Here is a 20204-nt window from a genome sequence, read left to right on the forward strand (position 1 = left end):
CAAAAATGCCGTCCAAGCATCATTAATTCCAGGAAATCTCTTAGCCATTTAAATAATATAAGCAAAATTGTCGGCGAATGATACACACATCTGCTTATTCTTTAAATAGTTACCAGAAAAATAAAAGCCCACCGAAGTGGACTTAAACCCCCAATGCTCGCTTAAATTCACTTGGATTTGCTTTGATAAGATTCAGGACAATCTGACCGCCAGCAGCACCGCGCATATAATTACCCACAATATCATCCTGCTCGATTTGATTGATGATGGTGAATTGTGGGGATTGGGATTGTTGGCCCGCTCCACCAGCCTTCACATTCGCTTGTGCCTGCTTCTCAGCTTGGATGTTTCCACCGTTATTGATGGCGTTCATAGCACCCATACCAACACGGTGAGTATCTGCTACCAATCCACCCGTCGCATAACCCCGACGAATCGACTTTCGCAAATCCTCGAAGCCTTGAGGGCCGCCTAGAGCTTTAACTTCTTCCTGGGTTAAAACACCTTCACCTTTATGGACGATGCCGGCAGGATCGTATTTACCACCGTGGCCGGTGTAGCCACCGTTGGCATAACCTTCACCACCTGGGCCCATAAAAGCCTGAGCTGCAATAATGCCTGCCGATGCATAGCCGGTTGCCCGGATAACACCTGCATATAGCATTTTTTGAGCCATGGTTAAGGCGGTCGGATCCGACATAACTTGAGTTGCTGCCAATTCGGTGCTTACGACCGCCTGAGCAAGAGCAGCAGCCTTTTGAAAGGCAAACATCGTCTTGTATGTTTTTGTGTTCTCGTCCTTATACTGAGAGACAATACCCATTAATTCACCAAAGACACCTCCGGTCATGGAAATCATGCTGTTATACATGCTGAGCTGATTCTCATAGTCCATTCTACGGGCATCTTGGGCTTTGAAATAATACTCATCCTCCAGTTGTTGCTTGGCATCCCTAAACACCCTTTCGGCTTCTAGTCTTTCTTCATGGCTGGCATTCTCGGCCTCTTTTACAGCGCTTAAATTGTCTTTAAGCTTCTGTAAAACCATTGCATTTTCTTCATCCAATCGCTGAACATTAGTCTTTGCAACAGGTGAATACTGTACAGACTGTAGGAACTGGCTACTTTGATCATCTGGGTCAGAGAAATTTTTACCTACCCCGCCACGAATTGTATTTTCATTAAGAGCGTTTAGTCTGCGTGTACGCTCCTCCACATCAAGATTGGCGGTTTTGATAATCTCCTCGCGTTCAAGCTGGTAGCGCTTCTGAACGCGCTGAATCTCCGTCATCATGGCTTGCTCGGCCTGGAAGATGCGGGTTTCTCGCGCCAGCATCAACAGCGCCTGCTCCTGCTTCAATTGCTCATCAAGCAAGGCAACCGCTTTATCACGCTGATCCTTGGTTAGCTCTAAATCACGTGCAGCATAGAATTTTCGCTCATTAAAACTATCTTCCAGTAATTGAGATTCAGTCTTTTTAAATGCACTGTAATCATCAAGCTTGGTTTTAAGAGCTTGTTGCGCGATTGCAATATCGTTGTCAGCTCGGGTTTGGTATTCGGCTTTAAGCTCTTTAGCGCGTTCAGGTGAATAGCCAGCCTTATCGATATCCTCCAAATCTTCTGCAAGTCGTGAACGAATCTGTTTAACTTCGCTGGCGATATTAAACTCTAGGTTTTTACGAAGTTCAGCCTGCTCTTCAAGTAGGCGCGTGACTTCTTCAAGTTGCTTCTCCCACTCTTTAGAGCCTACATCACCACCAGTAAAACCATTCACACCAGCCGTATAGCCTTTGAATTTGCTCCAGTAATCATTGTTGTACTTGCCAATATTCTTGCCTTTCTGGACATTGCCTTCCCCTGCATGATAGGCGCGTACAGCCTTCTCCAAATCTCCTTTAAAGAGTTTTAAAAGGTATGACATGTACTTCGCAGCACCTTCAGCAGACTGGGCTAAATCCGTTCGGTCGTTGACGCCATACTGTTTGGCTGTGCCAGAAAGGAACTGAAAGCCACCAGTAGCACCAGACTGCTTATTCACCTGATTGGTTTTACCGGTATTTCCAGTCTCAATCGCATGAATGGCTGATAAAGTGCCACTTGGCAATCCATACTTTGATTCAAGTCCAGAAAAGTTATATTTAGCAGCATTGGCTTGAACTTTTGCACTGGCCTCTAACACCTTTTGCTGTTTTTCTTTCTCTTTTGTGATTTCCCTTTCAGCTTCATTACGTTTATCGGTTGCGCTGTTAGCCCTCATGATTGCGTCATATTCAGCCTTAAGCATTTTTTGCAGATCATCCCTGAGAACTTTTTTACCTTTCTCATTCTCAACAATAGCACCCTCCACCGCTAAATATTTTTTAGCAAGGTTGATCATGGTGTCGTTATAGCCACGACTTGCTAGCGCTTCAGTGATTCGGGAGTCAGTGATATTGTCGCTAGAGGATTTTAGAAGTTTTTTAATCTCCTCACTAAGATTTGCAACCTCTACAGCTTGCTCCTTGGCCTTATCGGTCGTCTTTTTCATCGACTTTTCTAAGGCACCTTGTGCTTGCTCCGCTGCCTTTAACTCTTTCTTTTGCTCAACATAACCACCAATCAGGTTACTAACTTTTGCCAACTGATCATCGGTAAGAATATTTACATTCTTAATCGCTTCATAGTATTCGTTGCTGTCAATTCTGCCTTGAGATAGCTCACTGTTAAGCTTTTTGAAGGTGTTGATTTTCTCATCTGCTATCGGCAAGCCTTCCATGAATGCAAATAGATCCGATGTAGCAACACGGTACTTAAGGCTTAGGTCTTCAACTTGCTGAGCAAGTGCTCTGGTTTCATTATCGCGCTGAAGTGTGTTTAGTTCTTGGTACTTTTCAATTAGATCACCAACTGATTGACCTTGAGTATCAATGGATGCGGTGGCTTTCTCTGCCTTATCCCGCATTAATAAATAACCAGCAGTAACGGTTGCCAGGGTTACACCCAGCCCCACCGGGCCGCCCATTGCTAAATATAAAGATCTGGCTGAGGCGGTCGCTATATTCATAGCGCCAGCTTGGGCCATTGTTGATGCAGTCATGCGAATTGATGCGGCATTTGCAGCCACATAAGCTGAAACAAGACGGCCGGTAAAAACTGCTGCGGTTACACCGGCGACTTTAACAACTGTATCAAGGTTCTCTGCCAGCACGCCAAGTCCACCCGCAAGCACCCCTGTGGCACCAGTGGATTCATTCAACTTACCTAGATAGACAGTTGCAGCATTAGTTAGTTGCGTAAAACCATCTGCAACACTGTTTTCCATGTTGTTAGCAAGTTGTTCATTCTGTTCACGAGTCGCAATAAGTGTTTTTATCAAATCTTCAAGTGCAATTTTACCCTTGGCGCCCATTTCCCTAATTTGCTTTTCATTATATTCCGTGTTGTTAGCCATATCGGTAATAACATTGTCCGCACCTGTGACAATTGAGATCCAAGCTTCGCCATCAACCTTGCCCTTAGCCATAGATTTACTCAATGCATCCATTGCTGATTGTGCTTGATCAACACGGGTCGCGTTATGAGTAAAGCTAAATGATAGCGAGTCAACCAAATCAAGCGTCTGCGTGGTTTGATAACCGAGTGACTTCATGCCACCCGCCATGCTTAGGTAGACTTCCTGTGCCTCACCTAATTGACGGTAGGTGGTATTTGCAGTTGCAAGCACGCGATCCTGCACCATGGCATATTCTTCAGCACTTGCAGTTGCGTTACGAATACGTGCAGCCATTTGTGTATAACCATCAGCCATAGAAATAGCCTTATTAATGGCAACTAGACCACCCATATAACCTACAAGGCTTTTAATAGATGCTGACATGGCATTCATTTGTGTGTCAGCCTGATCACCTTTTTTGGTTAGGTTTTCTAGCCCGGCAGCCACCTCATTTGTAGTCTTTAGGGCATTTTTTGAGTCAATTACGATTACTAATTTGCTTTCTTGAACAGCCATCTCACTTTCCTTTAGGCAATAAAAAAGCCCGCAGGATGCGAGCTATGGGTTTGGGTATTAAAAAACCCGCCGGAGCGGGTTTTTTAATATTGATTTTTTGTTAATTGCAAATACTTTCCCAAATTTTCTGAAAGTCCTGCGATGGTAAATCACCTTCCATAACAATCATGTTTTGATCTGCTGCAACAAAGCGCTTAAACCCTGTGTATGCCCCAAAACCATTCTTGGCATTCACCTCACCGCAGAAGCCCTTTTGATTTCTAAATTTCGCTGAATCCGAATCTTTTAGGGATGCCTGAACAAATTCTTTTGCCATACGGTTGTATCGTATTTCCTTCATTTCTGCATCGTACTTGGCTTTTTCTGCCTCTGATTTCCCACACCCCGCCAAACCCACCAACAAAGCTAATAAAATGATTTTTTTCATATCTAGTCCAAGTGTTGTTTTGGACAAGATACTAATTTTACCCACAAAAAACCACCCAAATTTCAAGTGATACTTTTAGCTTTCTCAACAATCCAACTAGCCAGATTCATGTCAGGATCACTATGCATTAGTAACTCAAAAGCATTCTCAAGCGAATAAGGTGTCTCTCCTTCCACCTCGCCAGCAGATGTTATGAATGCAAGATTCTCCCAATCCTGAATCACATGCTTTGCAATAACCTTCATATATTCCTGAGCAAATTTAAACTCACTCATTTTAAAGATGGTTTTCTTTACAACTAAGTCTCTAAATGCGGCGGTACATGCGGGACTGTTATATGGCTTGATTCTGAAACAGCCAAATTCCTGTCCGTTTTCAAGTTTGTATACAAACCATTTTGATTTATCGGTCATGATTGGTTCCTATGGATATAAGAAAACCGCCCCAAAGGCGGTTCTTAGCTTACTAAATCACTGACATACAAGATAAATAATAGTAGAAATAATTATTACGGCTAGGATGGAGATAAATATTTCTATTTTAGTCATCGCAAAGTACTCTGTCTTATTATTGGCAGGTACATTTTATATAACCAAAATAGTCAAAACCAAGGGGGAAAAGTTCCAAATTTTTGGGTTAAAAAACCACTCCGGGGAGTGGTCTTGGCTTATTAAGTTAATTTTTCAATTGAATCAAATATTCTAGTTGAGAGCTGTATTGATAACTCTGCCTCACCTTTGCATACAGCTTTGTTTAACTCGTAATCTGATACCCGTCTAAGGCCTCTTAAGCGCTTAAAATCATTGATTACGGTCTCTAAGCTCTCAAAATCAATATGATCTAATCTTAAAGTATCTTGCTTATTTATGCAGGCATCTAAATATGCCTTATGCACACTAGATTTTTTGGTATTAGGATCAACTGGATAAAACAGTCGATTTTCAACCTCGCTCGCTAATTGGTTAAAAGAAGCATAGTAAGACTGATGCATTACACTTCTATAAGTTGCTTCATTCTGTTCGCATTTACCAAGAATATCTTTAGCGCTTAGCAGCCTGTCAAATGGTTTAAACTTCACTACATATACTCTTAACAAACAGTAAGCGGCATTAAAACAATAGTAACCTTACGAGCTATATGTCTCAAACCTAGGTCATTAGCAAGCTTGTCAAACTCATCCATAATTTCCATGGATTCGGCTGCCGTTCCAACAAAATCGTAATAAACAAATAAATCGCCATCTTCTATTATCCAGCTGATAGACGGAACGACGCCAAATCTCACTTTCTTTTGGTACATAAGGTTATTGAAAAGAGATATATAACCTTTTACATCCTCAAGGCTTAAATCGAGATCTTTTAATGACTGCTCAATATTATTTGCATACGGGATATTTATTTCTTTTAGCACATCAAGCTCAAGCGTTGAGACTAGTGCTCGAAAAAATGCATGTAGCTGGGTAGACCCCTCAATAGCCATTTGAGGGTCAAGCATCCCTATCATTTCCTTAAAACGACCAAAATTACCCAGAGAAACGATAAAATTAGCTTTAATTAACTCGTCACTTGGAGCTAGTCGCATTGCTATTTTAAAACTCTCATACATTTTATCGAAGTCGTTTGAAAGAGCATAAACAATAGCTTTACACATGTACCCTTCAGCTGGGTCTACACGAATAGCTTTGTCGCATTCAAACAGATATCTACGCTGCTTAAATTCTGACAAAAGAATACTTTGATCAAAGCCACTAAGCTCATCAAGCAATTCTGTAGTTAAGGGTTGTGCTTTCATAAGTTAGATACCGTATATCACCATGAGCAACTTATCATTAAAATTTGCTATTCAATCCATTATATCAATTACATATTCTTTTGTATTGTAAATTTGTGGCATATGGTCAAGGGCAAGAAACCAACTCACGCTGATTTCTTGCTCATCTTCTTATAGGCCTTGTCTAGAAACAAGTTATCCAGATCAAAGATGACTGCGTTGAAAATATAACGTTCCACTGGCAACTCATACTGCTCACAATAGGCATTCAAATCAGCAATGCTTAATGCAAGCGGTGTGCCTTGCTCATATCGGCGTGATCGGGCAATCGTGTTGTAAGCTTCGATCAAGGCATTGGCTGTGTACGAGTATGGGGGTGGATCTGGCAACTTAATACCCAGTGCTTCACGCTGTTTTATTTCGTGCTCGCTGAGTCCGGCGTATCGGTTGAGATAGGTGTAGAGTTCTCGGACTTTCCCAATACTTCATCTCGATAGCTGTTTGCTTCGGCTTGGATCTGGTCAGACTGTGCTTTCACAAATGCCCAAATCGCTACACCAATGTCACCCATGTTGAAAAGCTTGGTTGCGTTTTCAGGTGAGCATTCAGGCTCAACCTCTCTACCATCTTCAACAAAGACCACGCCTTTCCAATCAGCCACCAGATGACATGCAGCAGCCTCAAGCAATAGTTCATGATAAAGCTTATCATCACTACCCGCAGTCGCCACATCATAGCCTTTCGATGATAACTGATTTTGTGCGCGTTCAACCGCTACCCGGTAGGCCTTGTAATCAGATCCACGAATCTTAAACTCAGCCAATACATTCCCTTCGCCATCTTTATATTCTTTCCAAAGAGCGACTTCTTTATTTTGTTGGATTGCTACTTTTAAAGCCATGTTTGATCTTCCAGAAGAAAACCGCCCGAAGGCGGTCTGATGTTAAGGTGCGATAATGCGCGTGATGGTTGGTGATACATTGATATGGTTAAAACTCACATCAAGCATAATCGTGTCTTCACCGCCGCCATCCGGGTGATTAGCTTCGGACACTTCTAGTTCAGGGAATTCAAACGCATAGCCATTACCTTTGCCATCCTCGATAGAAAATTCCAGCGGCATGGTGTCGCGCGATTTCACATAATCCACATATTCCGCAGCTTGAGCACCAAAAATGAACTGACTGCTTAGAGTGATATCCACCATCTTTTCCAGATAGGTTTGCGCTGAAAGCTTTTGATTACCGATACAGCGGATTGCTTCCAGATTGTTAGAGATATTAAGTTCAAGTGACTGCATACAGGCAGTGCCAATAATGCCTTGTCCATTTACGGTCAAATCACCAACATTCAATGCAGATACCATTACAGCCTCTGGAATAGGGGCTGGAGCAACAACGGGATTTACAGTAGTACGCTCAAAGTCAGTACCAACAAGGCCAAAGGTCGCTGTAATTTTATTGGTGGTCGCGATAGACATTGATGCTTCACCAATGCGTACACCGCGGTAAATGAAGACCTGACCAACATCAGAGTGAAACTTCACAAAGGTGAATGTTTTGCGAACATCACCACCAAATTGAAGAACATCACCTGTCCATTCATTCATGGCCACAGCCGACCAGAAGTCATCAAATAGACCAACAGATAATTCAACTTCAAGTGAACCGGTAATTTCCGCTTCAGTCGCCATACCACCTTGACGGAAGCGAGTATCTGAAACACTGGCTGATGTTTCTGTGGTTACTGATTCCGATAATCCATCACTTACCCGGCGAACTGTTTTCCAGACTGGTACAGCTGGTAATACTTCCGGCGTTTCCTCTGCTGCATAGTAGAGGCGAATTTTTGCACCACTCGACATGGCTTAATACTCCTAATTTTTAGGCATAAAAAAACCACCTTTCGGTGGCATTGGTTTGGAAATAATTAACCCCGCACTTGGTGGGGTTTAATGTTTATTGGAATCTATGGTTTCACCTTGCATGCCTCTGCATAATTTCGAGACGCTTTCGGCATGCAGCGTGATGTGTCGATGGTTTGGCTTGGTTCGCTCAATATCAATAGCTATTAGCATTGCTGCGCGCAGGTTTTCTGCCGGCTCTACACTTTCAAAAATGTAGGTGTCGTTATGAATAACAATATCGGCATAACCATCTTCTTCTGTGCTTAGTCTGCACTCCGCCACAATGTAAGCAGGAATATTACTTGTCATCATCTTCATCCTGATCAAAATCTAAAGATGGTTGCGCCTCTTTAATCAGTTCATCCAATTCTTTTAGTAATGCTGGCTTGGTTTGCTTACCCTCTACAGACAAAAACCGCCCTGCTTCAGACAGGCACTGTGTAATTAGTTCAACTTGTGCTGAAAGCTTACCAATGCGTACTTGTAACCCATCTTTAAGCTGACGAGCTAGTTCTTCTTGCTCGATATAATACAGACGCACCTCGCGCCCACGATCAGTACACTCGACCATGGATAGCTCTTTGGCCATATCCACTGTCAGCAAATATTCTGTCTTATGTTTTGCGCCACTCGCACCCTGCTCCACCACTTGATGGATCAGGTAGTCAATATTTTCCTGAAATTTATACTTGGCAATTCGGCGTTTTATCCATGTTGAAAAGTCCTGCTTACTCTCAAGCCAGTAATGCATATCCCGAGCATTCACGCCGAGTTGAACTTTTCCATTCAATTCAACTTCGATAAATGGAGTTTGGTTTTCAATTTTTACGATTGCATTCATTGATCTGCTCCGACTACTCATTAAAAAAGAAACACTGGCAAGAAGATGCAATGAATAGTCGAAACGACCATCTTCTTTTCGAACCGTCGCTCTAGCCAGTGGTTTGCCTGAAAGCAGGCATAAAAAAAGCCCTGCATCGCTGCAAGGCTTATTTTCTCAGTTGAAAAATTGGCTAATTGTCCAATTTTCCTGTTTTGAATTTGGCAAATTTCGGTCAATAAAAAACCCCGCTTATTGCGAGGTTTGTTTTAGGGTTAGAAAAATCCAACTCTAGACCTAAAATACCATAAACGGCATTTACAAGCACGTGGAATGCAATTTTAAGGCTTGAAATCTATATCTACTGAAGCGCCTGTCACCTCATATTGCTTAGGCTCACCAATTGTATGAATTTGGGTTAAATCAATATAAATACTCTGAACTGGTAACTTATTTTCCTGCTGCCATTGAGATATTTCAGCCTGAACCGCTGCTGCAATTCGTTGTTCTAATCCTTGCTTCTTTTCTTCGATCTCATGAAGCATCTTTTGGTATTCGTTCATATCAATTCACTCGGTAAGACACATTCACATTATACTGATAAAAGCTCATGGCCGAAGGATCGCCAATCGCTGATGAATGCCCAGCATCGAGAATATCAGCCTGAAGCATCTCCAAATCACCTACCTTATAGAACTGCATGTGTTCAGCCCACTTATCAGCAAGCTTGGATAGTTCGAGTGTTCCAGAGTGAAGCGGTGCAAATAACTGGATAAAAACGATACCCGGTGTACGAGTACAGGGCTGATCACCAATACTGGCAATAAATGTTCCGGCATTTTTCACTGTGACTTTCGCCCAAATCTCTTTTTTAGGTGGCTGAAATGGTTTGCCACCAGCTTGCGGATTGTTTGCAATTTGAACATTCGCTTTAGGCATGCCAGTGAATGTGCCAACACGCGCAAGGATCGCTTGTAAGGCTTGGGTATTGGTCATCATTTGTATTTCTCACTGATGTATCTAAAGGTGAGTGCATACACCCCCTTGGGTGCCTGATCGGAATGACCATTTTCCAGAGCCAAGGCATAGCTGATGTTATTTTGGATGTAGACACACGAGCCGAGTTTTGCTTTTAAAATTTCCTTAGCCCCATCATTGAATGTCAATTGATCCAGTGAGCCTTTTGGAGATCTATTCCCTGTACCTTCTACCGTTTCGCTAGTCGGGGTATCTATGGTCACTCGGTGATTTGATCGGAATGGACTGTCCATAACTGGACTAGCCATAATCACGCCTTGCAGCATTTCAGCACTAATTTTCTTAACAAGGTCACCACCCGTTTTATTTACTTCAGCGGCAAAATTACTTGGTTTTTTTTTCCAGGCCATCAGTTTCACTCTCCTGAAACATTGCAAAAAGATCCTGAGCTATGCGCTGTATTGAATAAGCTTCAAATTCAGTGCTGGGCTTCTTCTCGCCCATCAGCTTTTTAATTCGCTGCCAGATATGAACAGCTTCATGCAACAAAAGCCCATGCACTTCAATCAGTGTTCTTTCACTGCAATCACCCAATTGAACAATGCAATGCTTGCCACCATCGTAATAATCGACCTGAGCACCCGCACCTGAATGCATAAACTCTTGTGTGTCGCTCATATCATCAAATAACAAATCAAATTGATCTTGATTGCGGACTAGAGTGTATTTTGAATGCTCAAAGGGTGAGATATGCCATTCGGGCACATAGTTGTTGCTGATCATAAATTCCACCCATTAAAAAACCCACCGAAGTGGGCTTTAAATTAAATAGGCTCGATGGGTATTAGCTCAAGCCTCCAATCCCCTTCAAACCTCTTATTTAAGAAATTTGCGATTTGATGTTCACGGCTCTTGAATTCAGAACAGGTTAAGATAATTGCGTTTCTTCCACTCGATACGCCATATCTTGTATACCCCTCATTAGCTCGTCTCGCTGAAGTGTTGTTTGATAAGAAAAGTTTAGCCTTTCCTTCTTTTATTAAGTATTTTCGGCCTCTTACTTTGGGGCACTTATTAGCTGGTATTTCTACCTGAATTGTGAAGCAGCTCATTACAAATACAAGTAAATTATAAAGTTAAGTAATCTTATAACTCGCCTGCCGACCTATTCCAATGGTCTAAAATTTCCTTAACTGTATAGAATATGTAGCTGCTACTGGATCAGCCCCAATATTCACCACTTTAAAATCACCTTTACTGGTTGCCCAAACATCACCAATCTGCGGAATGCCTGTAACTTCATTTTGCAGTACGATAGCCTTAGAGTCTGTCACCTGATAATCACTCGGCTTGACCATATCTTTTAAATACGAGCCAAACAGAACGCCACGCCCTGAATAGGACTCATCACCCACAATCGGGTAGGTTTGCGTTTCAAAATCAAACTCACCGGAGTAAATCAGTTTTTCGCAGGTGAAGGAGTCGACGGCATCGGCAAGCTTTTTATCAAAGGCTTTGGCAACCTTGAATTGGATTTTGTTTTTAATCATGCTCGATACACCTCAAAACCAAAGCCTTTCGGCTTTAAATCTAATGAAGCAATGTAAGCCCGCGCAATTTGCTCAAACTCGGACACTTCCACACTACCTTCTGCAAATGTTTCAGTCACTTGCACTGTGTCAGCCTTAACGCTTTCACTTGTAGCTTGACGAGCAATACCGGTATAAATCACACCTGCAATAATGCCTTTAATGATTTCACATGCAGCATCAAGCAAAATTGGATCAATTGGATCTGGAACATAGCCAACCTCGTTCCGCATCCAAGTGTTTGCTAATTTAATGAGGCGAGCTTTATCACCAGCCGGTGCAAAGTCAACACCTAGAATCTGCTCAGCCTGTTCTTGGGTAATAAAGCTCATGGGTCATTCCTTTGGTTGTTCTGTTTTTGCTTCGGCGGCTTTTGCAGCCTTTGCTTCAGCAGCAGTCTGTTTCTTGAGTTTGGATTCAAGGTCTTTTACTTGAGTCAATAAAGCATCTTTTTCAGCGGTTAGCTTTTTAACAGCTTCACGTTCTTTATTGAGCTGATCTTCAGTTTCTGTAAGTTTTTGAGCTACTGCATCGAATTGTTCCGCTGGAATCAACCCACTTAGGTCTGCTGGTTCACCCGGAGTAAGATCAGCTTTTAAAGTTTCAATCTGCTCTTTCAGCTCAACATTTTCAGCAACCACCTTTTCACATTCGGTTTTTGCATCATCAATAACCTTTTGCAGTTCGGGAGTAATACCCACCTGCACATTCGCGGTAATGATATTGGCTTTAGTGCGTGCAATCAGGTCAAGATATGCCTGCGGTACATCACCAGCTACTTCTGCACACGCTTCCAATGTGTCAGATTCATGATATGCACTTGCCTTGCGTAAGGTATAACCTTGAGCTTGTAGGTCTGCCACATTTGCAGGCGAAAAATCATCAGTGAAATACAGTCGCTTATTTGATTCTTTTTTCATGTTGTCTATTTCCTATCAGACAAAGAAAAGCCCCTTTCGGGGCAGTTCAATTAGGCAGATTTGATTAATACACCAGCGGTATCTTTTACGCTTGCAGCGATTAGATCCCAGTTGGTTGGTGTACCAATTGCTGCATCAGTTGGGGATTTCCCGCCTGCTGCTGTATCCCATGCATAACCTTTAACGCCGGCACCGAACGTCCATTCAGCTTGATAGGTGTATTTGATGTTTTCACCACCAGTACTCGGTACAAGCTCAGCATTAAAGTCGTTGTTATCGTTTACAACTACAGCACCCTCAACCAAACCAAGCGTGTTGTAGAAAGCTGTACCAGTATTATCACCAACCAGTGCAGGCGCATCAGTTACCACAAATACACGACCAAACGGATCTCGCACAACGTTTACACCGTCATAGCGGAAAAGGTTTTCAGAGTTGGCCAACGCATTATCAAAAAGGTTATGCATTGTGGTGGAGTGGACGATCCATGCACGAATTGCGCTTGAACGGTCGCCAAGTTTCGCAGCACCCTTGTTAAGCAAGCGGAATGATGCAGCATCAGTACCATCACCGTGCACGGCATTCACATTACCTGAAATCGCAGAAGATGCTCCCAAAATACCCGCATTCAGCATATCCGCTAGACGAGCTTTCGCCAGCTGCTCACCAATGGTCAAAGCTGCAAGCTCTGGATTTTGAAGAATCCAGGAATACTGCTGCTTTTCATACTCGATTGGAGGTGTGCCTGCTGCAACCTTAACTGCTACATCAAGCATTTGTTCCAAGCGTTTTGCAGCCACGGTTCCGGTGCCGTACGCATTACGACGACGAACAATACCTGCAATTGCTTTGAATGATGCTTCGATATTAAAGTCACCACCGAAAGGCTCATTAATCAATTGAATGGCACCCTGAGATGCTTCATTGAATTTTTCAATATCCTGTGCCACTGTTTCAGTCATTGCAGCATAGGTTTGCTTATTAAAAACCTGTAAATCAAAAGGCATGAGCCTCTCCTTAAATTAATTTATGCTTGTTCGCCCACTTGCTTCATGTAAGCAATTTTCTCTTCTTTGGTTTTGCATTCAGCCAAAGATTTAGGGCCTGATTTATTTCCACTACCGCCCTGGAATCCGCCACCTTGCGATTGACTACCTTTTAAAATCGAATCTTTGTATTGGTATCCACCAACCAGAGTTTCCAAAGCTTCATCAAAGTCTGCGATTTCACCCGGGCGAGTGCGTGAATAGATTTTTTGACCATCGGCACCAACCGCCACGACTTTGCCGTTTTCAATCTGGAAGTTTTTCCCAAATGTGGCTTGGATCATGTCTACTGGTACAGCGATGTTGTCTTGAATAAACTTAGAACGAGCAAACCCGCCACCGATAAGTTCGTTATGCAGCTGAGATTGAAAAGCATCACGCTCTTGAACTACAGGTGCATATTTATCTTCAATGGCCTTGATTGCTTCAGCTTTTACTTTTTCGATTTCACCAGCATCCACCAGTTTTTTGTCATCGAAGTTTTTCAAGGTTTCTAAAGCTTTTTTGGCTGCAGCTGGATCTTCAATGCCTTCAAATGCTTTTAGTGTGGACTCGGCTTTTTCTTTTGCTTCACGATGGGTTTTTGCTTCCGCATTTAGAGTGCTGATCTTTTGCATTGCTGAACCAGCATCAAAGCCAACCTCTTTCCCATCATCATGCACATAGACTGGAAGCCCTTGAGTGTCTACTTCTGCATATGTTTTATTGTCAATGACTTGTGTTTTAAGTTTCATAGGTTTCCACCATGTTGAATGAGCATCCGCTCGTTACGCTGTCCGCATCCACTTTCAGCAGGCAATAAAAAAGCACCCGGTTGGGTGCTATATTTAGATTTGGTTTATTTAGCTAATGAAATTGGTCTTTAAACATGAACTCAACTCTGCCTTGAACTTTCTCAGTCTGGATTTCATCTCTTGCTTCAGTTAAAGCAAAACTTCCATCTGAATTTTGCTTGTGCTTCACGATATAACACTGCTCTTGGTCAGCCACAATTACATAATCATACTGCACACCATTCACAAGAACTCGCACACCTTCAAACTTGCGCTGGAGCTCAGGATTATCTGTTAGATCGTCAACTGTTACTCTCACAATCCCACCTCCTTGAACGTCTTCTCATCCAATATCTTCAGCTCAGCCAGTGTATATTCTCGACCCACTGGATCGGTAAACTTATCTAGACTATACCCGCCATCTTTGTACAGCTTGTAACGCGATGGCCCGAGCCACTCTTTCTGGAAAAACTCATCTGTCTGATCAAAGAAGTCTTTAAATGAAGTATTGGCATCAAGCTGGCCTATTAGATCCTTACGCTCATCTTTGGGGATATCTTTAACTTTGCGCTCATCCATTACAAATGGGCGTTGTCCAGGCAATTCACCATCAGCATCTACACCAACCAATACAGATCGGCAATTCGGATGCAAAGGCGGTCGTCTAATACCTGAATCACCAACCTTCCATACAGTCTGGTCTAAACTTCCGCATGTTTTGGAGGTTCTGCCATCCAGTGTTGCAATGAATTTAAGATGCGTAAAACCCAAAGCCTTGTAGGTTTCTTCGTAAGCGACATTCGCCACATGGCTTCTCACAGTCCTTACTTGCCGCTCAATCGATTCACGCGACGATTTAAATAATCCATCTTTATAATCTAGAGATTTCTTGCCTTTGATCCGCTGAACAATCTGCTGATTGGTCTGACCTTGTGAAATACCATCACGGATGACGTACTCTACTTTTTTACGCAATGAATCGGCAATATCAGCAAACAGGTAGTCAACCAGTTGACCGCCAGCAAAAGGCGTTTTTCTTGCTGCCTTATAAATCTCAGCACCAGCGACCACCACAGCAGCATCACCAGCAAGTTTTGCTGTGTATGCAGCTTCATATATCGCCAAATCCAAAGCAGACTTGTGAAACTTTTCAGACAAGTCCACATCAATCGAAGTGAACCACTCATCAAGAATGGTTTTGATTTCTTCAATGAGTTTAGATGTCTTTGCTTTACTACCAAAATTAAACGATTTAAGCGCATTTCGTTCTGAATCGGTTAATTCTTCAAGCAGTTCTGATAATCGCTGTAATTGAGTATTTGAGAGCGAATTAAAGCGCTTGATTAGCTCATTAACTGATTGTGATGACGCTCGGTACAGATATGCCTGATGCTGAGTCAGCGCATCAAGTAAGGCTTTTTGCGCTGATGTGTTCATGCTTATGCATCCATAGTGCCATCATTCCGCTGCTCAATTTTCTTTACGATGTCTTCCCATTTATCTTCTGGGAATGTACCTGTTTGCTCATAGTGATACCAAACATACATTGGCAATTCACCAGCAAGGCAGGCTTCGTAAATCAATTTAGAGCGAATTGGATCATATTTAGGTTTATTGAAATCCTGAGCAATTGTATAGCTCAGCTCATCCACTTTCAGTTCATGGTTAGATAAGGCAAATTTCGCACACCAACGCAAAGCGATAGTCATTGCTTCAGAAATATTGGCCGCTACAAGCGACAAGACTGAATGCTGAATGGAGTTTTCATTCCCAGCCTGCTCAGCAGTCTTGTTTGCAGATCCAACTTCAATCAAGCGAGCGCCCAGCTCTTTCATCTGGTCCCACTTATCTTGCATACGCTCATAAGCCAAACCATTCTTTTCAGCCTGGATAAACTTACCATCTGTTGGAATGCCTGTACGACTACCCACACCAGCACCCGATTCTTTTACCATGGCGTACTGCTCTTGGGTGATGTTTGGGAAGCATAATGTGGGCTGCCCCACAATAAATGCTGATTCCTCCACATCTGCAGAACTTCGATAATATGAGAGTTCAATTTCAGCCAGCTCATACAAAGGCGCTGTACCCACCTCATCCGAGTTATCTACAGCTCCACAGAAAGTGAATGGAATGTAATCCCATGTATCGCCGTGATAATCAGTCGGAGTGGATGTTTGATCTAAATACCATTCACCCCTCTCATTCTTTTTGTAGACTTCCACCACATAAACAAATCGGCCCTCAATGAACCTTAGCCAAAGCAAACGATATTGCTCGGTCGCAACCAAACTAAACCCTTCACGCTCTTTAATAGTTTCATGAATTTTGACGTAGCTGAGCTTTTTCTGATTACCAACAATGATATGGTCCCAATCCTCAACCGCTGCTGCCTTAATGATATGAATCATCGGATAAGCGCCTTTGGTCTTATCTTCAGCACGATTCCGGCTCGGGTTTACGCTTGGGTAGTCTACATAAACACCACAGCGATAATTGCGACTGATTAACCGCATTGCACGCTGTGATACCTGGTAAATAGAACGTCCCGCACCATCAGCATTACGATCCAGATATTCCAAATCATTAGGCCGATTAAATACCGGTGTTTTTCCGAAAGCCAAGCCAATATGACTTGCTAAAGTTCGACTGGTTACACCAGGAAAGATTGCCCGAAGCAAGTATTCCTTATATCGCTCCTTACCATCAGGATCACTCTTTGAAGTGAATAGCGCAGGCTTTGGCAAGTGAGTCTCGCCTTTAGCTTTAATAACTTCCTGACCACCACAAACATCATCCAACTTTTCCCAAGTCTTAATATGCTTTTCGTAGTCAGCGTGTTTGCTTGTAATGCTCATATTTAGTATCCAAACATTGGTATATCGATGCGAGTGATCTGCTCGTTAATCGGGAATAGATAAGCGATCGGATAAGTGCCAGCATCATTCATGTGGTCAAATCCTGCTTTTTTATCTGGCTGCCCATGAACATCATAAATCTGACGTTCCTGACATTTCGCAAAGTGTGGACACTTATTAGCATTCACATATAAGCGTCTCTCACCAAAGGTATTGCACAGCATCCCATTCATTGAGTTGATCCGGTCTTTTACTGCAGGGTTCCTAGAATTCACAAAAACCTTAAATCCAGCTTTCCGAAGTAGTGCAATATCCGTTTCGCTTGCGTTTGCTGACTTACGGTTATCACCCGAAGCATCGGGATAGATACCAACTTCATAACCTGGATAACGCTCTTTGATTGCCTCGATCATTGCAGGCGTATCAAACAGATTCACAAACTCATCCACTGCATGCATGGTGTCACCGCGACGCACATAAACCACTGCGGCCATTTTGGTAACGTTAAAGTCCATGCCGATATGAAGCGTGTCACCTTGCTTGACTGTTTCATCTGAGCTATTTAAAACCCGGTTAAAGCAGTAATAAATAACACCTTGATAGCTTTCAAAGCTGGCTTCATATTCCTGACTGAATGTTTTTGGGTCCATCTTGCGCTTGGCAACAATGATTTCCGATTCAGGAATATTTCCACCCTGCAGCGAGGTATAGGAAAAGCTACGACAATCCGGTTCATGTCCTGGCTGACCATCCATGAAAGTGTCATAGCAATGGTTAAAGCCTTTTGGTGTACCAATCCTTAAGACATGGCCACCAACACGCTGCTCGCCATTTACGATGTACTTGCAGGTTGAAAGCATTGGACGCAGTACTTCTTCCCATGCAGCCCACTTGCAGTCCGCCCATTCATCAATGATCAGGAAAAATAAACCAGATCCACGCAGGTCATCATAGTTGTCCAGACCAACCACACGCATGACATGACCGCTTTTTAAAGTGATCGTGCATTCAGTTTCGTTGGGTTTGCCTGCACGCCATGAAGGTGGAATCGCTTGTTTTAATCGTTTCCAGAAGACACGTTTAGCCTGTTTGAATGTAGGCGCTGCATACCATATCTCATCCTCAACCGACACATTCCATTTCGCTGCCAGTCGTGCAGCTCGACGCATTTCAGCCTTGGCCAAGAATGTCTTACCAAAACGTCGGCCACATACAGCATCACGAAAACGCGCTTCTTTCTGCCAGCCCCATAAATAGATATTGGCCTGTTTGGGTGTAAGAGTTACCGCACCTTCTGGTGGTTCAAAGAATTGGCTCATGTGGAATTTCCTCATCAGGGTTCAGGCTGATTTTGTAATCTTCCTCAGGAGGTCGAGTTGCAGGAGGTCTTACTTCTTTTTGAAGCTTCTCAAGCTCTAAGCGCTTAATATCAATTTCAATCTGTTCTTTCTCAGATAGGCCACTTGGACCAGCACTTTTACCTGACTGCAGTAATCCTTGTGCCTGTTTAAGCACGTTCTGACGCATGACCTTGTTCTTACCCCAATCGTCATACATCTTTTGGAGTTCTTTAAAGTGAAAGGCTTTATTGGCAATCGGAATGTCTTCGATGTTTTCTTTAAAATCCTTTCGAGTTCTCTCAAAAAGGTCTTTTAATTTTTTACTTAGATTTCTACCAGCCTGTTTGGTTGGATCATAAAGCTGTACTTGCTTTCTATTGATTTCAATCCCAAATTCCTGCTTGACAGTATCAGCTACCTGTTGAGGGGTTTCAAAGCAAGCAAGAGACTGAACTATAAAGATTTTTACAGGCTCTTTAAGTGCCGCCATACCTACCTCTTTGTCTAGCTACGTCTAGCAAAGCAGGCAAAAAAATTAAGCCAACTTCAATAAACACGTACCGCATGCATGAGCAATATTAGCCCGAGATATAGTTGGACCATCATTTGCAAGCTCTACCATTTTTTGGACATCTGGTGATGCACCGTAACGCTGGACTACGCCATGGAATTCTTCAACGTCGTGACCACGTAAGAACAGTCTAGGCTCACCCATTGATGTATATTCAAGCTCACCATGCTTATCTTTCTTATGCCCAATATGGTAAAGCTCGTGTTCTACCAATGCGCAGAAATCCACATCACTCATCACCTGGCATACACGCGCATCCAATGTGATGATGTATTTAGGCACATCACCAAACCAGTCAATCAATTGAAGCTCTTGCCGGTCTTTACGCCAGCCGCCCACATTAATCATTACTCGTTCAGTCTGACCCAATACACGACGGTCTTTAGCTTCACACTTGGTATAGGCCCAAAGGAATGAAATCTCAGGAGGTTGAAAACTTAATAGATGCTCATGGTCTGGATTGTGGAGCTTTCCCCATGACTCAAGAAATGTCTCTCTAATCCACGGCCATAAATCATTATTGGCAGGCTCGAAGTGAAGTAGACCACCAGTTTCAATAAATTCTTCATCCTCGACATCTGTATTTTGATTATCTTGGATTGGCGGGTATGGTCTTTTCATAATCTTCAGCCATTAAAAAAGCCACCTTGCGGCAGCTCCATTTTTAACCCCTGGCCTCTCGACCAAGCTCATCTTCAGGAACTCTATAACGCCAATATCGATCAGGCTTAACCCACACAACATTGTCTTCAGTCTTCTTTTTAAAGCCGCTATTGACGCTTAATTTAAGCACTAAATTACCATCTGCATTTTCCTTTAAAAAATCCATTTGGTTTTGCTTAACTAAAAAATCGACTACGTCTTCTTGATAGAGGCAGCCATCTTTTTCAAGATTGATCAGCATCCATTGGATTACTTGATCAAGCATCTTGGCTGGGCCTGGGTGTTGGCTCAGTTTGTTCTGAGATATCAACAAGACTTTCTTCAGGGAAATTGCCACTATCTAATTTTTTCCCCGCAAACCACAGGCAACTGTACTTCCCGCTAAAATACTCACGCCCACTATCGTATTCTTTTGACATGAGGATTCGATCAATCGACATATCAGGGCCACCAACGTTCAGTTTAACCTTATCGCCAATCCGGTATTTAGGTTTACGCTCTTCGCTCATATTTTTCTCTTAAAGTTTCATTTGAATTAGAACCTTAAGATGA

27 protein-coding genes are annotated in these 20204 nt (G+C 42.7%); all 27 read right to left on the reverse strand.

What is annotated here, in order from left to right:
• Nucleotides 1-142: 142 nt before the first annotated feature.
• Entirely contained in the window at nucleotides 143-3991 is a 3849-nt protein-coding gene (locus tag FTU40_RS00105; protein WP_180039310.1) for a tape measure protein, read from the reverse strand.
• A gap of 100 nt (nucleotides 3992-4091) precedes the next feature.
• On the reverse strand, nucleotides 4092-4418 hold the full coding sequence (locus FTU40_RS00110) for a hypothetical protein (protein WP_180039311.1): 327 nt from the start codon (nucleotides 4416-4418) through the stop codon (nucleotides 4092-4094).
• Nucleotides 4419-4480: 62 nt separating this feature from the next.
• A complete protein-coding gene (locus tag FTU40_RS00115) occupies nucleotides 4481-4831 on the reverse strand; it encodes a hypothetical protein (RefSeq protein ID WP_180039312.1) in 351 nt (116 codons plus the stop codon).
• Nucleotides 4832-5088: 257 nt separating this feature from the next.
• The gene (locus FTU40_RS00120) at nucleotides 5089-5496 is read right to left on the reverse strand and encodes a hypothetical protein (protein ID WP_180039313.1); all 408 of its coding nucleotides are present in this window, start codon (nucleotides 5494-5496) and stop codon (nucleotides 5089-5091) included.
• Nucleotides 5497-5507: 11 nt separating this feature from the next.
• Nucleotides 5508-6209 carry a tetratricopeptide repeat protein gene (locus FTU40_RS00125; protein ID WP_180039314.1) on the reverse strand — a complete coding sequence of 234 codons (702 nt, stop codon included), beginning with the start codon at nucleotides 6207-6209 and terminating at the stop codon, nucleotides 5508-5510.
• Between the two features lie 125 nt (nucleotides 6210-6334).
• Entirely contained in the window at nucleotides 6335-6577 is a 243-nt protein-coding gene (locus tag FTU40_RS00130) for a hypothetical protein (RefSeq protein WP_257223501.1), read from the reverse strand.
• A gap of 26 nt (nucleotides 6578-6603) precedes the next feature.
• On the reverse strand, nucleotides 6604-7089 hold the full coding sequence (locus tag FTU40_RS00135) for a hypothetical protein (protein ID WP_180039315.1): 486 nt from the start codon (nucleotides 7087-7089) through the stop codon (nucleotides 6604-6606).
• A gap of 42 nt (nucleotides 7090-7131) precedes the next feature.
• Nucleotides 7132-8052 carry a phage tail tube protein gene (locus FTU40_RS00140; RefSeq protein ID WP_180039316.1) on the reverse strand — a complete coding sequence of 307 codons (921 nt, stop codon included), beginning with the start codon at nucleotides 8050-8052 and terminating at the stop codon, nucleotides 7132-7134.
• 87 nt (nucleotides 8053-8139) lie between these two features.
• Nucleotides 8140-8403 (reverse strand): hypothetical protein, encoded by a 264-nt coding sequence (locus tag FTU40_RS00145; protein ID WP_180039317.1) that lies wholly within the window; start codon nucleotides 8401-8403, stop codon nucleotides 8140-8142.
• On the reverse strand, nucleotides 8393-8935 hold the full coding sequence (locus tag FTU40_RS00150; RefSeq protein ID WP_180039318.1) for an antA/AntB antirepressor family protein: 543 nt from the start codon (nucleotides 8933-8935) through the stop codon (nucleotides 8393-8395). Before FTU40_RS00150 ends, FTU40_RS00145 begins: the two co-directional genes overlap by 11 nt.
• Nucleotides 8936-9255: 320 nt before the next feature.
• Nucleotides 9256-9477, reverse strand: a complete 222-nt coding sequence (locus FTU40_RS00155) for a hypothetical protein (RefSeq protein ID WP_180039319.1) — start codon at nucleotides 9475-9477, stop codon at nucleotides 9256-9258.
• Nucleotide 9478: 1 nt separating this feature from the next.
• A complete protein-coding gene (locus FTU40_RS00160) occupies nucleotides 9479-9913 on the reverse strand; it encodes a phage tail terminator-like protein (protein ID WP_180039320.1) in 435 nt (144 codons plus the stop codon).
• Nucleotides 9910-10302, reverse strand: coding sequence for a hypothetical protein (locus FTU40_RS00165; RefSeq protein ID WP_180039321.1), 393 nt, complete (start codon nucleotides 10300-10302; stop codon nucleotides 9910-9912). Before FTU40_RS00165 ends, FTU40_RS00160 begins: the two co-directional genes overlap by 4 nt.
• Nucleotides 10277-10675: a hypothetical protein gene (locus FTU40_RS00170; protein ID WP_180039322.1), complete on the reverse strand. Its 399-nt coding sequence runs from the start codon at nucleotides 10673-10675 to the stop codon at nucleotides 10277-10279. The genes FTU40_RS00165 and FTU40_RS00170 overlap by 26 nt, the downstream gene beginning before the upstream one ends.
• A 395-nt stretch (nucleotides 10676-11070) precedes the next feature.
• Nucleotides 11071-11439 (reverse strand): glutamate 5-kinase, encoded by a 369-nt coding sequence (locus FTU40_RS00175; RefSeq protein ID WP_180039547.1) that lies wholly within the window; start codon nucleotides 11437-11439, stop codon nucleotides 11071-11073.
• Nucleotides 11439-11813: a hypothetical protein gene (locus tag FTU40_RS00180; protein WP_164542926.1), complete on the reverse strand. Its 375-nt coding sequence runs from the start codon at nucleotides 11811-11813 to the stop codon at nucleotides 11439-11441. Before FTU40_RS00180 ends, FTU40_RS00175 begins: the two co-directional genes overlap by 1 nt.
• Before the next feature lie 3 nt (nucleotides 11814-11816).
• Nucleotides 11817-12401 (reverse strand): HeH/LEM domain protein, encoded by a 585-nt coding sequence (locus FTU40_RS00185; RefSeq protein ID WP_180039323.1) that lies wholly within the window; start codon nucleotides 12399-12401, stop codon nucleotides 11817-11819.
• A 50-nt stretch (nucleotides 12402-12451) separates the two neighbouring features.
• Complete coding sequence (locus FTU40_RS00190) at nucleotides 12452-13408, reverse strand: major capsid protein (protein WP_180039324.1); 957 nt, start codon at nucleotides 13406-13408, stop codon at nucleotides 12452-12454.
• A 20-nt stretch (nucleotides 13409-13428) separates the two neighbouring features.
• Nucleotides 13429-14181: a DUF6651 domain-containing protein gene (locus tag FTU40_RS00195; protein WP_180039325.1), complete on the reverse strand. Its 753-nt coding sequence runs from the start codon at nucleotides 14179-14181 to the stop codon at nucleotides 13429-13431.
• A 112-nt stretch (nucleotides 14182-14293) separates the two neighbouring features.
• A complete protein-coding gene (locus FTU40_RS00200) occupies nucleotides 14294-14539 on the reverse strand; it encodes a hypothetical protein (protein WP_180039326.1) in 246 nt (81 codons plus the stop codon).
• On the reverse strand, nucleotides 14536-15657 hold the full coding sequence (locus tag FTU40_RS00205; protein ID WP_180039327.1) for a minor capsid protein: 1122 nt from the start codon (nucleotides 15655-15657) through the stop codon (nucleotides 14536-14538). The genes FTU40_RS00200 and FTU40_RS00205 overlap by 4 nt, the downstream gene beginning before the upstream one ends.
• A 2-nt stretch (nucleotides 15658-15659) precedes the next feature.
• A complete protein-coding gene (locus FTU40_RS00210; protein ID WP_180039328.1) occupies nucleotides 15660-17078 on the reverse strand; it encodes a DUF4055 domain-containing protein in 1419 nt (472 codons plus the stop codon).
• Between the two features lie 2 nt (nucleotides 17079-17080).
• Nucleotides 17081-18397 (reverse strand): terminase, encoded by a 1317-nt coding sequence (locus FTU40_RS00215; protein ID WP_180039329.1) that lies wholly within the window; start codon nucleotides 18395-18397, stop codon nucleotides 17081-17083.
• Complete coding sequence (locus tag FTU40_RS00220) at nucleotides 18381-18908, reverse strand: DUF2280 domain-containing protein (protein WP_180039330.1); 528 nt, start codon at nucleotides 18906-18908, stop codon at nucleotides 18381-18383. Before FTU40_RS00220 ends, FTU40_RS00215 begins: the two co-directional genes overlap by 17 nt.
• Before the next feature lie 45 nt (nucleotides 18909-18953).
• On the reverse strand, nucleotides 18954-19610 hold the full coding sequence (locus tag FTU40_RS00225) for a putative metallopeptidase (RefSeq protein ID WP_180039331.1): 657 nt from the start codon (nucleotides 19608-19610) through the stop codon (nucleotides 18954-18956).
• Between the two features lie 43 nt (nucleotides 19611-19653).
• On the reverse strand, nucleotides 19654-19917 hold the full coding sequence (locus tag FTU40_RS00230; RefSeq protein WP_180039332.1) for a hypothetical protein: 264 nt from the start codon (nucleotides 19915-19917) through the stop codon (nucleotides 19654-19656).
• Nucleotides 19910-20161 (reverse strand): YodC family protein, encoded by a 252-nt coding sequence (locus FTU40_RS00235; protein WP_180039333.1) that lies wholly within the window; start codon nucleotides 20159-20161, stop codon nucleotides 19910-19912. The genes FTU40_RS00230 and FTU40_RS00235 overlap by 8 nt, the downstream gene beginning before the upstream one ends.
• Between the last annotated feature and the right edge of the window lie 43 nt (nucleotides 20162-20204).

The organism is Acinetobacter sp. YH12100, from assembly GCF_013419135.1.
Taxonomy (GTDB): domain Bacteria; phylum Pseudomonadota; class Gammaproteobacteria; order Pseudomonadales; family Moraxellaceae; genus Acinetobacter; species Acinetobacter pseudolwoffii.

Coding starts and splice junctions, on each gene's coding strand:
- FTU40_RS00105 (WP_180039310.1), bottom strand. CDS start 3,991: ATGGCTGTTCAAGAAAGCAAATTAGTAATCGTAATTGACTCAAAAAAT.
- FTU40_RS00110 (WP_180039311.1), bottom strand. CDS start 4,418: ATGAAAAAAATCATTTTATTAGCTTTGTTGGTGGGTTTGGCGGGGTGT.
- FTU40_RS00115 (WP_180039312.1), bottom strand. CDS start 4,831: ATGACCGATAAATCAAAATGGTTTGTATACAAACTTGAAAACGGACAG.
- FTU40_RS00125 (WP_180039314.1), bottom strand. CDS start 6,209: ATGAAAGCACAACCCTTAACTACAGAATTGCTTGATGAGCTTAGTGGC.
- FTU40_RS00135 (WP_180039315.1), bottom strand. CDS start 7,089: ATGGCTTTAAAAGTAGCAATCCAACAAAATAAAGAAGTCGCTCTTTGG.
- FTU40_RS00140 (WP_180039316.1), bottom strand. CDS start 8,052: ATGTCGAGTGGTGCAAAAATTCGCCTCTACTATGCAGCAGAGGAAACG.
- FTU40_RS00145 (WP_180039317.1), bottom strand. CDS start 8,403: ATGACAAGTAATATTCCTGCTTACATTGTGGCGGAGTGCAGACTAAGC.
- FTU40_RS00150 (WP_180039318.1), bottom strand. CDS start 8,935: ATGAATGCAATCGTAAAAATTGAAAACCAAACTCCATTTATCGAAGTT.
- FTU40_RS00155 (WP_180039319.1), bottom strand. CDS start 9,477: ATGAACGAATACCAAAAGATGCTTCATGAGATCGAAGAAAAGAAGCAA.
- FTU40_RS00160 (WP_180039320.1), bottom strand. CDS start 9,913: ATGATGACCAATACCCAAGCCTTACAAGCGATCCTTGCGCGTGTTGGC.
- FTU40_RS00165 (WP_180039321.1), bottom strand. CDS start 10,302: ATGGCCTGGAAAAAAAAACCAAGTAATTTTGCCGCTGAAGTAAATAAA.
- FTU40_RS00170 (WP_180039322.1), bottom strand. CDS start 10,675: ATGATCAGCAACAACTATGTGCCCGAATGGCATATCTCACCCTTTGAG.
- FTU40_RS00180 (WP_164542926.1), bottom strand. CDS start 11,813: ATGAGCTTTATTACCCAAGAACAGGCTGAGCAGATTCTAGGTGTTGAC.
- FTU40_RS00185 (WP_180039323.1), bottom strand. CDS start 12,401: ATGAAAAAAGAATCAAATAAGCGACTGTATTTCACTGATGATTTTTCG.
- FTU40_RS00190 (WP_180039324.1), bottom strand. CDS start 13,408: ATGCCTTTTGATTTACAGGTTTTTAATAAGCAAACCTATGCTGCAATG.
- FTU40_RS00195 (WP_180039325.1), bottom strand. CDS start 14,181: ATGAAACTTAAAACACAAGTCATTGACAATAAAACATATGCAGAAGTA.
- FTU40_RS00205 (WP_180039327.1), bottom strand. CDS start 15,657: ATGAACACATCAGCGCAAAAAGCCTTACTTGATGCGCTGACTCAGCAT.
- FTU40_RS00210 (WP_180039328.1), bottom strand. CDS start 17,078: ATGAGCATTACAAGCAAACACGCTGACTACGAAAAGCATATTAAGACT.
- FTU40_RS00215 (WP_180039329.1), bottom strand. CDS start 18,397: ATGAGCCAATTCTTTGAACCACCAGAAGGTGCGGTAACTCTTACACCC.
- FTU40_RS00220 (WP_180039330.1), bottom strand. CDS start 18,908: ATGGCGGCACTTAAAGAGCCTGTAAAAATCTTTATAGTTCAGTCTCTT.
- FTU40_RS00225 (WP_180039331.1), bottom strand. CDS start 19,610: ATGAAAAGACCATACCCGCCAATCCAAGATAATCAAAATACAGATGTC.
- FTU40_RS00230 (WP_180039332.1), bottom strand. CDS start 19,917: ATGCTTGATCAAGTAATCCAATGGATGCTGATCAATCTTGAAAAAGAT.
- FTU40_RS00235 (WP_180039333.1), bottom strand. CDS start 20,161: ATGAGCGAAGAGCGTAAACCTAAATACCGGATTGGCGATAAGGTTAAA.